The following is a 14058-nucleotide window of genomic DNA, read 5'->3' on the forward strand; positions in this document are numbered from 1 at the left end:
ATTTTACCCCCAACTTGATCGAAGTGGGATCTACTTGATAAAGAATTCGAGGAAGAAAATACACTTCGGCTAAGTAATGCTGCCCGGAAACAAGAAGACTGCGTTTTATTAAAGAATTGTCCAATCGCCCATATAACATTGCCCGGCAAAGGAGTCTGAAAACTGAAAGAATACGGAATTTCGAAAAGCTAAAAAATATCGAGTGATGAACACCGAATGATGAATATTGAAGTGGGGGGAAGTGGTTAAGCGTTAATGGTTAAACGTTAAAGTGGTAAGGAAGCCAGGAGGATTGGTCAGGAAATCTGAAAACCGAAAGGATAGCGAATTTCGAATAGTGAATGATGATTATCGAAGCCTATTCCTCGGATTTAACCCATTGCCTTTGCCAACTCAAGTCCCCAAACCAATGTCTTGGAACTGCTTAAAACTAAATCAATCTCAGGCTATTCCACCCCTAGCTTAAGGCTATAGAAAATTCTTCTTTTCAATCGGTCGATCGCGTATTTTCTCTTTCTTGGCAGCATCCCCAATTTTATCCACCTACATCCCGACTAGATTGGGTTCAGTTCTTCCTTCAAAACCCGACGCCTTTGGGTCTGGTTTGGTAAGGGGTTGGGAAAGCTATCGTATAGACAAGATTAGTGCTTCCCTTTTGAAAGCACTTTTTGTTAAGTCCCAGGTTCAAATACAGCAACTGCGCGTACCGGTGAGCCTGTTCCACCTCTGATTTTCAAAGGTAAGGCAATAAAGCGAAAACGCCCTCTATTGATTAATCGGTAGAGATTGATCATATTTTCATAGTGCGTAAACCCCAATTCCCCGCAAATTTGATGAACTTCTTTATTTTAAACTTTTGGAACACCCGGAGACATGGTTTCTACTCCAAAGGCTGAAATTTTCCTCTCTCCTAACCAACGCGCGGCGGCGGCTGATATTCCGGGACCATTACTCCAGTGTTCTGTACCGAAATATTTCCTGTAATGGTCCGTGTATATCAAAACGGTATCTCCTTTTTTAATTCCGACTTTGGCTTTGTGGCAAGCCTCTTCCATATCAGCGGGTTCTATCAGCTCTTTCAAGTTTTATGTGAAAAATCCAAACAGATCCCTTCGGTATAAAACATGGAAAGAGGCATCGTATCAATGGATTGTCCTGCAAAGGATCTCCCCATGTGACTTAGTGCATCCACGTGAGTTCCTGTGTGTTCGCTTAACTCCAAGCGATAGACGCTTGGGGTCATGGTAGTCGGATTGGGGATCTTGTCCCACTGTTCATGCGTGGCATGGATACTCATTTGAACTTCCGGAAGTCCATGATACACGGGCATTCCTACAAATATTTCCTGGCTGAGGTCAATTATTTCTACCATATTATCTATTTCTCAAGCTTACCAAAACCTTTCCGAAGTGCGGTACTGGACGGGCATCTCATTTCACACTAGCCCTTAGGATCCCTACCGGGTGGAGCTGTTGCAAAAAATCTTTATCGAGCTAAATGTACTACCGATTTCACCAAACTCCAATGTATAAGTCTGGGGAAGTCTTGCATGATTCTTATAGACCACACCCATGCTTTAGCCCTATTCTTAAAAGACAAGTGGGAAAATTTCATGCTACAAACCTTGGCTCTCATTTCTGCACATGGTACGAGTAAATATCAAACCCAAAAGACATAGGAGTAGAGCCTTGTCCTGTTTGGAATATCAAAACCTAAAGCCTTATCTTAAAAAACAAACATGAAGACCTGTCCCTTATAATATTAAAATACAAATCATCAAAAAATAATTATATTTCAAGTTTTAAAAAATTGAAAAAATAAAACAAAAATAAATAAAACAATGAAACATCCTTGTTAAAATTAAACATTAAAAAAATATAAACAAAAGTATTGAAATAAGGTTTTTTTGAAAACATTATCATTAATAACAAGGTAATTTAACCCTATATTTAAGCACAATTGATCCTATATTATTTTACTTGATTTTTGAATTTTATATACAAAAAAATGAAATCTGCTATTGACGACATTAATTTGTTGCTTTCGGCAAAGACCGAACAAGATCAATTACTGGATGAAATCACCAATCTGGCCGCTTATACCTGTGATTGCCGGGTAGGTCTGATTGTTTTGTTGGGATCTGAAAAGCAGGTTTTCAAATCTTCGTATGGCTTTGACCTCAAGGAAACACCACTTGAATATTCGGTTTGTCAAAAAATAAAACAGGAGAAATTGGATTTTTTACTGATTGAAGACCTTCATGCTGATCAGGAATTTCAAGGCCACCCCGCTTATCAGGAGCTAGGTATCAGGTTTTACGCAGGGTATCCTCTAAAATCAGAAAGTGGGGAAATTTTCGGGACATGCTGTGTATTGGACTATGAACCCAAAACATTAACCACCTATCAAATAAAAAACTTGGGGATACTAACCAAGCAGGTATCTAATCTTATTGAAATCCATAAACAAAATTACCAGGTCAAAAAAGAAAAAGAGAAACTGGAAATATGGAAAGATACAATTTATGACATAGCTAAAGTTGCTAAAATAGGAGCTATCATTATTGATTATACCAAAGAAAAAATAGTTATCAGCGACTATACCAGAAAATTTCTGGAGATTGAGGAAACCAAGTCGTATACTTTTGAATGGTTTTTACAATTAGAGCATACTTTCTCCAATGCATTTGAAGAATTACTTGTAGAAGTAAAAAGAAATATAAGGGAGCATAACTCCGGGAATGGAGTATTCAATTACCAATTGAATCGTCAGAATCGGAGCTTTCAAGTAAACTATTCCTTCAACGAAACCAACCTAACCATAACCTTTAAAGACATCTCCAGTATCAGCAAGCTTGAGCATGATTTGCTTCGGTACAAATCCTTGATGGAAGAAGTAGAGCGGCAAAGGATGATTGGTGCATGGGAGTTTAATATTAAAGAGAACTCTATCTTTTGGACTCAAAACACCTACAAAATTTATGGGATCAGTACGGATACTCCTCTTACCCTGGATTTTGTTAAAAGCTTTTATCCGGATGACAGCTACATCCAAATGGAGAATGACTTCTCAGCCTGTATTGCCACGGGAAATCCCTACAGCAATATTTATCGATTTAAGTCTTACCAAGGGGAGTTAAAATGGGTGAAGGTAGTCGCCAATCCCCTTATGGAAAATGGCGTCGTTCAAAAGGTAATTGGGAGTTTCCAGGATGTAACAGAGGATACGGAGCTGAAAATCCATCTAAACGGTACAAATGTATTGTTGGAAAAACGAACACTTCTACTGGAAAGTCTGGTAAATAATAATACCTTTTTCATCTTTAGAATGACCTCTTCCAGGGAAATTGTATTTGTAAATGAGTATTACAAAACCCACTTTGGCTTTGAGGACAATTTTGAGGCAGGTCAGATGGTTGATACTTCGGTTTTAGACGAAATCAGTCTGAAGGAATCTGAAAAAATGGCAGTCGATGCGATCAATAATCCAGGAAACATTTACCGGGCAATTCTCAAACAATACACTAAAAAGGGAAAAGAAATTTATTGCGAGTGGGATGTGGTGTTTCTTGGAGACCAAATCTCCGAAGGCTTGCTCTGGATTGGGCGTGACATTACGGAACAAATCAAGCAGAAGAAGGAACTATCCCGTATTACCAACCTCACTTCCTTTCTAAACGCAAAGTTGGTTGAGTTTAACAATATCACTTCCCATTTATTCAGAGGACAAATCGCTAACCTGGCAGGAATATACCGTCTGATTGAGCTTTCCCATTCCTACGAGGAAAAGATCAAGTTTCTGAATTTATCCAAAAGCTGTCTGGATAAAATAGAAGAAATAATTACTGACTTGGATGCTATTACGAGAATAGATTTACCTCAATCCGCGGAATACGAACCGATCGATGTCAGGTTTATGGTATTGGAGGTGATCAATAAGTACTTTCCATATTTCAACAATGAATTCAATACGTTAAAGGTATTGATCCCGGATGATTTTCTCATCTTATCTGCCCCTTACTATATTCGGCTTGCGCTCAATCAAATCTTTTCTTTTTCCTATAAAAATCGAAACAAAGAGCTTCCCTTCGATATCACGATAAAAGCTTTTCAAGAAAGTAACGACTACGCCACACTGGAGTTGAGAGTTTATTTACCTCTACTCAAAGAAGGGTTTGAAGATCAAGATTTGGGTAGCTTGCCTGAACTAGAAGCTTGGAAGCTTAAATCCTCATCCACCTTGATGGAATTAATCAACGGTCACCTTTCTATATCCTCTTTAACCCAAGGTTATATACTCTTTAAATTAACTATACCCAATGTTTTGTAAAAGTATCACTATCATTGACGATGATCCTATAAGCATTATTTTAAGCAAAAAGTTGTTAGAAAAATACAATGTATTAACTGATGGTATTCAGTTCAATTCCTTTACCTCTCCCATCGCTGGCCTTGATTTCATCAAGGCACATAAAAATGAAGAAACTTTAAACATACTTTTACTGGACATTAATATGCCGGAGATGAGCGGGTTTGAAGTGCTTAATGAACTTAGCAAGCTTAATCTGAAAAATTTTAACGTATTCATGCTTACCTCCTCAATTTCCGATTCTCATAGGGATACTGCTTATGAGTACGAACTGGTAAAAAAATTCTTTAGGAAACCTTTGCTGGAGGAGGCTATTCTTGAAATAAATAGGTACCTGGGTTTTAAGGAATGAGTGGTCATCCTGCTTCCGTAGAAGCAGGACAACCTAAGACTCGAAGAATCAGCTTTTCCTTCTTAACGCCCGTTTCCACCAAGGAAGCTGCACCTCGTCGTGATAACCGTAGGAATTGCTGCCGTAGCCATAACCATACCCATATCCGTAACCATAACCATATCCTTTGTCGATATGCAGGTCGTTCAGGATTCCATAGATTTTGGTCACTCCGCCTTTTTCTACCAGGTTGTTCAAAATCTGAGAATTACCCTTCATCGAATATCCTTGTCTAAACACGTAGAAATTGACATCCGAATACGAGAAAAGTTCCTTGGTTTCAGACACCAGACCTACCGGAGGACAGTCGAATACCACTACATCGTATTGTTCTTTGATCTCTTTGACGATTTTACCAAACTTTTCCTGAAGCAATAATTCGGCAGGGTTTGGTGGGATGGGGCCGGAAAGGATCACATCCAAATTCTCATATCCGGAAGGTTTGATCACTTCTTTCCAAGAGACCGAGCTACTTAAGCAAGTACTCATCCCCTTATCATTGACCAATCCGAAATCTTGGGCGATTCGAGGTTTGCGCAAATCCAATCCGATCAGGATAGTCTTTTTCCCCATCAGGGCAAAAACCGAGGCCACGTTCATGGATACGAAGGTTTTTCCCTCACCTGAAATCGAAGAGGTAAACAAAAGCGTAAGCTTGTCTTTTTGAGGACTCAGGTAGGTAAGATCTGCTCTTAGGGAACGGAACGATTCCGTAACGGTTGACCTTGGATTATTCAATACCGGAAGAGCATCTCCTGAATTATTTCTGCCGATCATCCCGATCAGAGGAACTTTGATTTGCTTCTCCAGTTCTTTTGGATCCTCGATTTTGGTATTCAGGAAGTCCTTCACCGTGATGAATCCTATGGGCAGGATCAATCCCAAAATCAAGCCTATCAGCAAGTTGAGCGACTTTTTAGGAGCAACGGGCAATTGCCCGGACTTGGCATAGTCCAAGATCATATTGCTCGGCATATTGGAGGCTTTGGTGATTTCTGCCTCTGCCTTCTTCTGAAGAAAATAGATGTAAATATTTTCGTTGATGGTAAACTGACGCGTGTAGCTAAGGAGGTTACGCTCCGTTTCAGGCAGTTGATTGATGTCCCGCTCGATCATCCGGATCTGAGAAGTCAAATTGGAGATCAGATTTTGGGTATTTGTGATTGCCGAATTTACGTTTTCCTGCAAGGCTTTGGACGTACTTTGAATTCGGGCATTGATGTCTCTTACCTGTGGAGTTTGGTCTGAGAAATTGGCAGTCAATCTCACCCGGTCTGCCTGCAATTCGGAAAGATTTTGTACCAATGCATTTAACAAGGGATCTGTAGTACCCACAATGGAGGGAGCGATCAAATCCCCTGTCTGACTGTTTTTCAAATAATCATTTAAGGTCTGCAGGTATTTGAGATTAATCTCATTCAGGCTTTTATCTTTCTCCAATTCCTGAAGTCTGGCAAAAATGACCGATCCCTCTTGGGAAAGGTTGAAAATCTTGTTTTCAGAGCGATACTGCTGCAGTTTGGTTTCCGAAAAGCGAAGGGAGTCCGTGATCCCGCTCAATTGCTGATCGATAAATCGAATGGTATTTTCAGCTGTCCGGTTTTTATCATCCAATTCCCGCTGAAGATAGGTTTCCATCAGCTTGTTCAGGTAATCTACTCCCATTCGGCGGAGTGGTGTTTCCAAACCCAAAGTCAGGATTGAACTCTGCTTATTGGTGGGAGCAACAGAAATATTCTGAGTCAATTGCAGCGCCAAAGAAGGAGTATCCACCAATCTGAAAAACAGGATTTCACCTGGCAGAGCGGAAACTTTTTCCACCGTAAACTCAAAAAATTCATTGCTTACCGGCTTCCCGAATTCAAACACAGACTGAACCAATTCGAGGGATTCCAGCTGGGATTTATAATTTGGGTCCTTTGGGTTAAAAAGCTGAAATTCATTTTCTTCCACACTTAATTCAAAGGTAGTTTCGTCAATTACCTCCAGACGAAATAAGCCTCCCACAGCCTGATCTTTTGTCCAGTCCACCTTGACAAAAATCGGCACATTCCCATAGACCTGCTGTTTGGAAAAAATCCCATCCCGGAAATATTGGACGTTCATCTCCAGTTGGCTAAGCGTAGATTGGGCAAGAGAATATGACTTCAGGACTCCTATCTCATTTTCAATATTACTTTTTCCCTGCAAGCCCATTAGACCCGCTGTAGCGAATAGGTCAGCTCCCAAGGAAGTGTTTTCGTCCTTGATGATCACCGTGGACTCTACCTTATAGATTGGGGTAGCAAAACGGTTGAAGAGAAAGGCCGAAACAATTCCCAAAAAGGCAAAAAGAATAATCCAGGGCCAATACTGTAGGTAGTTGAATAGAATGACTTTCAAATCAATCTCATCATCTTGGTGAATTACGAATGGATTGGAAGAATTCGTGGGATTTTGAGGAGTATTCGGATACATTTTTAATTGGTAAACAAATTAATAACCAACAAGACAGCCGTTAAAACAGAGCTAAACAAAAGAAGGGACTGGGCCGCATTTTCACCTGCGCCGACCTCTCTCACCTTCATGGGCTCGGCATAGAGTTGGTCATTGGGTTGAATAAAATAAAAAGGGGATTTAATCAAATTTCTATCGTTGAGGTTGATCCGGTGGAGCTTGGTGCCTTCCGGATACTGGCGGATAAGCATTATTTCATCCCTCTTCGCCACTACATTCAAGTCACCGGCATTGGCGATGGCTTCAAAAATGGTCATTCTGTCCTGAAGCACCACAAATTTTCCCGGTCTCCGAAACTCTCCCAAGGCCGAGTAACGAATCCCTCCAAGTTTGACTTTGACATACACTTCGGTGACCACATATTCCTTCAGGCGTTTTTCAATTTCAATTCTGGCTTCCTCGATGGTCTTGTCTTTGACATTTACTTCTCCGATGATGGGCAGACGGATATTTCCGTTTCTATCTACCGTGTAACCCGTCATGTAATAGATGTCCCCTCCGCCTTGGGCCATTTGCATTCGCATGGCATTGACATTTTCAGTAGAGGTATTGAATCCATTTTTCAAAAGATCATCCACGGTCTGCACATTCACATCGATGATATCGTTGTATTGTAGTTTGTATTCGGGAATTTCGTAGGAAATCAATTCACCCTCAGAAATCTGTTCTTTGTCTTCTAAATTTTGAAGGTAGATGATTTTTTCATTGGAAACACAGGAGATCACCAGGCCGCACAACAGGATCCACAACCCTCCTTTCAAAAGATTTTTCATAGAAATTTACTAGTCAAAACGATCAAAAACCCGACAAACATACAGGAAAAAGCTCAAATTTTCTTTGATTCCCCCAATCGGGGAAGCATTTTTTTATTGAAGGTACGAGACTTGGGATACCAGGATCTTGGGATTTGGGAACGAGTTGGAATAGGCAAGTCGGATTTTTCCTGCTTCTTCCGACATAGGTCTTCGGTAAAGTTGACTACTCTAGGATCTGTTTTCTCTCGGCCCGCTTTGGCGGGAGATTCAAGGATTCAAAGGGGAGAGGAAGTTGGCTTGGAATAGTCCATGTTTAATGAACACCTACCAAAAACCCTAAAGAATTGCTCATTCCTCCATTACCCAATCCCCTCTCCAATCCACTTCCTTCCGGAAAAAATCAAGAAGTCTATCCAGAAGTACAGAGACTTCTCTTCTGTTCAACTTTTTATCCATGGTAAACTGTCCCGGTAAACCGGTCTCTTTCCAAGTCTGGGCTACCAGGGATTCACTCAAATCCGGTCGAATGGGACTTAGAAGTTTGATCAGTCGGTCTCCGATCAGGTAATCCCCTGAGGCTCCCCAGAAATCTTTCAGCTCGGGATAAAAAGGTCTCAGACCATCTACTACCTCAAATTCTGTAGCCAGTCGCTCAGGATAATACCAGGTTTGGTTGGCCCAAAGATAGGGCACTCCCTCTCCTTTGAAGATCCCTGTGGCTCCTGCCTTTTGCATGGCCTGAAAATGGGGATCAGCAGGATTCATATCCAGGAAAGGCATAATGTAGGCCTTTTGATCCAAGAGAACTTGTTGCACTTCACGAATGGAAACCTCGGAAAGGGGCTTTTTATTTCTTAAGGCCACTGTAGCCAATACACCTGCCGCATGCCCTATGCCCAACACCACCGGTTGAAGCCGGGTAGCTCCATTCACAATATTGGATACAGAAATGCTCTTTTCGGCAAGAATCAAGGCGGGGTGATTTTGAGGAATCAGGGCACCTAGAGGAACATTGTAGGAAGGAACCCGGATTTTAATAAAATCAATGGCAGGGGCTTCGAGATTTTTCTTATGGTGGTGGTCTATGGTATAATCTCCAACGGCCACGCCGGTGCGATACAGTGGGCTGGGTGCCGAGTAAGGGTTTCGTACGTAAGGAAGTGTAAAATCCACCAATCCCCGGTATCTTCTGGATTCCCGATGGTAGGGAATCATAGGGAGATCATCCTGGGTGGGGTATTCCTCTTCGGCCAATCCTAAGTGCCTGAATCCCAATTCATGTTGAATGTAGTAGACAAAGCGAAGGGTGGTCTGTTTCGCTTTTTCGAGTTCTTTCTCCCTTTCTTCCGGACTCATTTCCACCAGATTGACATAATGGTCATTGCCGCAATTGGGCCAGTTGATCATGTATTTGCCATTGGGAAGCTTACCGTAATCCAGCATTTTACCACAGTCTAGGGTCGGCGCATCGTCAGTGGTTGGATCTGCATGGGCACAGGCACAGGCAAATTCAGCCGGATCGTAGTTGGCAGGCTTTGGGATGGTTTTATTCGCTCCCTGACCATAATCCTGAAGGGTGGCCACATAGGTCAGGTCTTGGACAATGTCATTTGCCTGTTCGGGAGCAAACTCCTCCCCTATTTCAGCTCGGGCATCCATTCCCAATCGGTAAGGCAAACCTTGGGCAGCAGCTACGTCTCCCAGCTCGGTAGCATCGATGAGCATGGGCGCTGTGATTTGGAATTCCTTGCCATTTTGCACATACACTACGGTCCAGATGCCATTGGAGTAGCTGGCTGATTTCCAATGACTTTGGAATTTCACCTGGAGGCTAGGCACGGAGGCGGCCATTTTCTGAAGGATTTGATTTCCTACTTTGGGTTCGAAAAGCGTATTGCTCACCCAACCGGTGGAGAGTTTTTCCGGTCCACCGTAATAGGTTTCCAGCTCTTTTCGGAACTCTCCCCAAATCCCCGAGGGTAATCGGTGATTGCCATCGATAGCCGAGACTCCGGCAGCTGTGAGCATTCCTCCCAGCCAAGGGGTGGGTTCGAGAATGAGCGTTTGGGTTCCCAATCGACCGGCGGCGATTCCCGCAGCGGTTCCACTCGCTCCTCCGCCGACAATGATTAACTCTACCTGCTGTTGGGCTTGGAGGTGGGTGAAGAAGAAGAAAAGAAAAAGGTAAATGAGGAGTTTTTTCATTTTAGGTTTGATTAATTACTAAGTTAAAAAAGGAGAAACGGCTCCGATCAGCGCAGCTTTCTCTCCCAACGCTGAAACTTGAATAGGAACCTTAATCCCGAATTTTTCTAAATAGCCTTGGGTAAAGGGAACAAACCGATCCCCTACAAGGGAGATTTTCCCACCCAAAATCACCTTTTGAATCTGTAGGCGAACCACATAAGGCAGAAGAAACTCCCCCAAGGTGGCTCCGAATTCCCGAAAAATCGCCTGAGCTACCCGGGGATCCCTATCGGGCTGGAGGAGATCCTTTACCCCTTTGATTTGCAAGCCATAATCGGTGTTGGCTTTTTGGACAAACCAAGCCGTACCCAGGTAATCTTCCGCGATTCCATCGCGGAATGGTGCTGTCCAAAGTTTAGCGTCCTTGGTGACGTCCTGGATTTTGATTGCCGAACCCAAGCCTGTGCCCAGTGTGATTCCGATCAGATTTTCCATACCCATCCCCGCTCCGGCCAGATTTTCACCTATCAGAAAGGCCTCTGCATCATTGGTGAAGCGGATTTTCTCAGCCGGTACGCCTAAAGAAGAAGCCAAAAGTTCTTTTACAGATAAGCCATACAGGGCTCTCATTTTGCCTTGAGTTTGGATCAGGGAAATTCCCCTTTCGTAGTCAAAAGGTCCGGGCATGGAGATTCCGAGATAGAAATCCTTTTCCCCTTGGGACACCTCCGCAATCAATTCAGCCCAGGAAGAAATAATGGAGTCTGCATCCTGAGAGGTATCTACATCCCGTTGTAAAGGAAAATCCACCCCTAAGCCTCCACTTTCCGATCTGAGCTCAGCCACGGAAATATGCGTTCCCCCAATATCTGCACCGATCAGTTTCAATTTTCTTAGTTATTTAATTCCTTGTCCATCGTTTCCAAAAGGGTTCCATCGGGATCTTCAGACAGTTCCCAAAACATGGCTCCTGCCAATCCCTTTTCTTTGATGTATTTCATCTTGATTGCCATGGAGCGCTCATCCTCATAGGTCACCCAATGTTTGTTCGCAGGCGAATATAAAAATGGAGTTTGCGAAGTAGAGTCCCAATACTTTTCATAGGAAGGATCCAATAGCAATTCCTTGATCCTAGCATAAGGCATGGACTGATCAAACTCAGCAGGCTGATACCTGCCTAGGGTCTGCCCTGCCTCCACGTTTTTCCAGCGTTTCCCATAAAATGGAACCCCTACAACCAATTTCTCGGCAGGAACTCCAAATTCTATGTGGTCCAATACTGCCGAGTGAGCCGATCTCCCTTTTTTCATTTCAGGCACCAATTCAGGTTCTCCGTCAAACAGGTTGGCATGGTGTCCGGTAAACGGATCTCCTGCCCCAAAAAAGTCATAGGCCATGATGTTAATGAAGTCTAGGTAGTGCTGTGCGCTTCTAAGATCATTGACCTCCAGGTATTGTCTGAATCCCCCGGATGCGATGGTGCTGAGGTAATGTTTCCCGTGAAGGCTGCCCAAGGAGTCCAATGCCTCACGGAAACTTTTGAGCATGGCCACGAAATTCTCTCTGTCCTCAGGTCTGACCGGATTATTGTCTCCCGGCCAGGCAGGATATTCCCAGTCAAAGTCCAATCCATCCAATCGGTGTTTAATTAAAAAATCGATGCCGGATTTTGTGAGTTTGGTAAGGCCCTCTGCTGTCAAGACTGCATCTGAGAATCCTTTGGACCAAGTCCATCCACCTATGGACACCAGGATTTTGAGGTCGGGATTTCTTTGTTTGAGTTGTTGGAGCAGGATGAAATTCAGACTATCCCGCTCGGCCAGTCCTTTGCCGGAGGTCACGATTCCATCTTCCACATTGGCAAAGGCATAGTTGAGATGGGTGAGTTTTTCAGCGGGAATTTGGTCAGGATCCACGCCCTTCCAGGAGGCAACATATCCGACGATGTAGGGTTTTTGTGCCAAAGAAGAAAAGGGAAAAGTGATGACCAAAGTCAAGGAGAATACTACGTTCCTAAACAGAGATTGATTCATGCAAAATGGGTTTTGGTTCAAAAAAACAGAGGTCTTGGACGAATCCAAAACCTCTGGAATAAAAATTATAGTTATTTGGAACTTTGCATTCAATGAGCATTTAAGGGCATAAAGCTAAAATTCCCTTACCTCCCTTTAGAAAGGGGAATTCTCTTAATCAGCACTTCAATTCCAATTTAAAACTGGTGAAATACAAACTCAGGGAACCCCATTGTACAATCTGAGGGAATTAATTACCTCCGTCCCACCAAGTTCTGGTGATCCAGTCATCGCCTCCCATTCTGGAAATAGCCCCATTCAAGGCATCCGCATTCAGAGAAGTTTCACCATTTGGAAAAGGCTGTCTTCTTGGAATCTGTCCTGAAGAGAAGTTTCCGGGGAAATTTACCGGAGTAAGGTTAGGAAAACCAGACCTCTTCCAGTTGTTCCAGGCTTCTACAAAGTTGGCAAAGAGACTGGTGGTCGCCCAGATTTGTTCATTGATCATTTTCATAGAAGCATCCATAGAACTAACGTCCAATGGATTGGCTGCCACATACGAGGCGATCGAATTGGCAGAAATGCTTGCTCCGCCAAATTTAGCCATTGAAGTAAATGCTGCAGTCACACCATTTCGGTAATAGTCTGCAGGAGAGCCGGTGGTCCAGCCTCTCAACGCAGCCTCAGCAAGTAACAACTGCACTTCGGCATAAGTCAACGCAAAAACGGGAGCATTTCTGTTTCGATAAAGTGAAGTAGGACGTGAATAGGCTCCAATAGGTGCGATGTCATTTCCTGTGCCAGTACCTCCCGGAAAATCAGGATGTCTGGAGATATCAAATTGTCCACCACGAAGGTCAAAACCATTAGGAAGGCCGATTTGAACGTTCGGGTTGCTATTACCTGGGTCACCGCTACGATTAGCCGCGAGTCCTGGGTTGGGAACTTCGGCTACCAAAGGAAGGCGAGGATCGTTGGTTGCCTTCAGGTAGTCGATCATTTTCTTTGACCATCTTACCTCATAGATATCGTCAGGTACATTTAGAGCATTGGCGCTGGAATTTGAGTATCCATTTGCTTCATCGCCCGGAATCAACGCATCATCAGCTGTGGAAGAAAATACCCCCCCTGCTACAGCCTTTTGAACCCAGGTTCTACCGGCTGCTGCATCTTTTTTCACCAGGCGCATGGCCATTTTGAGCATTAAAGAGTACCCAAATCTTCTCCATTTAGCAATATCACCTTTATAGATCACATCATTTCGGATGGCATCTCCTGTTGGGCTAAGGGCTACCAGAGAAGCCTCCAATTCGGTAAGCATTGCAATGTAAGCTTGGGATTGGCTATCATATTTAGGCTGAGTAATTCCTTCGTCACCTTTAAGTGCGTCAGAATAAGGAATATCACCATAGATATCCGAAACAAATGACAGAGTAAGAACTTTGAAGATACCTCCTACTGCCACCAGGTTATTCATTCCTTTTGTTCTGGCCAATTTTTGCATTTGCTGAATTCTCGAAGCTGTGCTGTAGCCATTATTCCAGACGTTGGCAATGTAGGAATTGGTACTTCCAGATATGACATACTTATCTGCGTTTGAATAATAGTTGGCACCACCTGTAGAAGTAGAAGCCATAGCCTGAATCCACATACTCTGAAACAAAATAGCTCCTGAGTAACCTGATATCATTCCCCCATACCCATTAGCTGCGATCGGTAAAATAAGATTGGGGTCAAAAACTGTAGCATCTGCCCTGTTAGGGTCTGTGTTAAGCTCCTCAAAATTCGAATCACATGAGGTCACCCCCAGAAAACCCGCTAAAAGAAAAGCACTGATATATTTTTTCAT

General features: G+C 43.0%; 10 protein-coding genes. 2 read left to right on the plus strand and 8 right to left on the minus strand.

The window, feature by feature from the left end:
* Positions 1-848 precede the first annotated feature (848 nt).
* Entirely contained in the window at positions 849-1082 is a 234-nt protein-coding gene (locus DDT91_RS20575) for a cyclase family protein (RefSeq protein WP_255502007.1), read from the minus strand.
* Positions 1079-1372 carry a cyclase family protein gene (locus tag DDT91_RS20580; protein WP_255502008.1) on the minus strand — a complete coding sequence of 98 codons (294 nt, stop codon included), beginning with the start codon at positions 1370-1372 and terminating at the stop codon, positions 1079-1081. The genes DDT91_RS20575 and DDT91_RS20580 overlap by 4 nt, the downstream gene beginning before the upstream one ends.
* A gap of 635 nt (positions 1373-2007) precedes the next feature.
* Between DDT91_RS20580 and DDT91_RS03310 the strand changes: the two genes are divergently transcribed.
* Together DDT91_RS03310 and DDT91_RS03315 are read left to right on the plus strand one after the other, a co-directional pair.
* Positions 2008-4329, plus strand: coding sequence for a PAS domain S-box protein (locus DDT91_RS03310; RefSeq protein WP_187174711.1), 2322 nt, complete (start codon positions 2008-2010; stop codon positions 4327-4329).
* Positions 4319-4720, plus strand: coding sequence for a response regulator (locus tag DDT91_RS03315; RefSeq protein WP_187174712.1), 402 nt, complete (start codon positions 4319-4321; stop codon positions 4718-4720). The genes DDT91_RS03310 and DDT91_RS03315 overlap by 11 nt, the downstream gene beginning before the upstream one ends.
* Before the next feature lie 48 nt (positions 4721-4768).
* Here DDT91_RS03315 and DDT91_RS03320 read toward each other — a convergent pair whose 3' ends face one another.
* The 6 genes from DDT91_RS03320 to DDT91_RS03345 all read right to left on the minus strand — a co-directional run bounded on the left by DDT91_RS03320 (position 4769) and on the right by DDT91_RS03345 (position 14058).
* A complete protein-coding gene (locus DDT91_RS03320) occupies positions 4769-7216 on the minus strand; it encodes a polysaccharide biosynthesis tyrosine autokinase (protein ID WP_187174713.1) in 2448 nt (815 codons plus the stop codon).
* A gap of 2 nt (positions 7217-7218) precedes the next feature.
* Positions 7219-8028: a polysaccharide biosynthesis/export family protein gene (locus DDT91_RS03325; protein ID WP_187174714.1), complete on the minus strand. Its 810-nt coding sequence runs from the start codon at positions 8026-8028 to the stop codon at positions 7219-7221.
* A gap of 330 nt (positions 8029-8358) precedes the next feature.
* A complete protein-coding gene (locus DDT91_RS03330; protein WP_187174715.1) occupies positions 8359-10215 on the minus strand; it encodes an FAD-dependent oxidoreductase in 1857 nt (618 codons plus the stop codon).
* A gap of 18 nt (positions 10216-10233) precedes the next feature.
* Positions 10234-11085, minus strand: a complete 852-nt coding sequence (locus DDT91_RS03335) for an ROK family protein (protein WP_187174716.1) — start codon at positions 11083-11085, stop codon at positions 10234-10236.
* A 5-nt stretch (positions 11086-11090) separates the two neighbouring features.
* Positions 11091-12230 carry a glycoside hydrolase family 18 protein gene (locus DDT91_RS03340; RefSeq protein WP_187174717.1) on the minus strand — a complete coding sequence of 380 codons (1140 nt, stop codon included), beginning with the start codon at positions 12228-12230 and terminating at the stop codon, positions 11091-11093.
* Between the two features lie 229 nt (positions 12231-12459).
* On the minus strand, positions 12460-14058 hold the full coding sequence (locus DDT91_RS03345) for a SusD/RagB family nutrient-binding outer membrane lipoprotein (protein WP_187174718.1): 1599 nt from the start codon (positions 14056-14058) through the stop codon (positions 12460-12462).

It is taken from the genome of Algoriphagus sp. AK58 (genome assembly GCF_014324365.1).
Lineage (GTDB): Bacteria > Bacteroidota > Bacteroidia > Cytophagales > Cyclobacteriaceae > Algoriphagus.

Bases quoted from the DNA above. Each gene is read 5' to 3' on its own strand.
- DDT91_RS20580 (WP_255502008.1), bottom strand. From the start codon at position 1,372: ATGGTAGAAATAATTGACCTCAGCCAGGAAATATTTGTAGGAATGCCC.
- DDT91_RS03345 (WP_187174718.1), bottom strand. From the start codon at position 14,058: ATGAAAAAATATATCAGTGCTTTTCTTTTAGCGGGTTTTCTGGGGGTG.
- DDT91_RS03340 (WP_187174717.1), bottom strand. From the start codon at position 12,230: ATGAATCAATCTCTGTTTAGGAACGTAGTATTCTCCTTGACTTTGGTC.
- DDT91_RS03330 (WP_187174715.1), bottom strand. From the start codon at position 10,215: ATGAAAAAACTCCTCATTTACCTTTTTCTTTTCTTCTTCTTCACCCAC.
- DDT91_RS03320 (WP_187174713.1), bottom strand. From the start codon at position 7,216: ATGTATCCGAATACTCCTCAAAATCCCACGAATTCTTCCAATCCATTC.
- DDT91_RS03310 (WP_187174711.1), top strand. From the start codon at position 2,008: ATGAAATCTGCTATTGACGACATTAATTTGTTGCTTTCGGCAAAGACC.
- DDT91_RS03325 (WP_187174714.1), bottom strand. From the start codon at position 8,028: ATGAAAAATCTTTTGAAAGGAGGGTTGTGGATCCTGTTGTGCGGCCTG.
- DDT91_RS03315 (WP_187174712.1), top strand. From the start codon at position 4,319: ATGTTTTGTAAAAGTATCACTATCATTGACGATGATCCTATAAGCATT.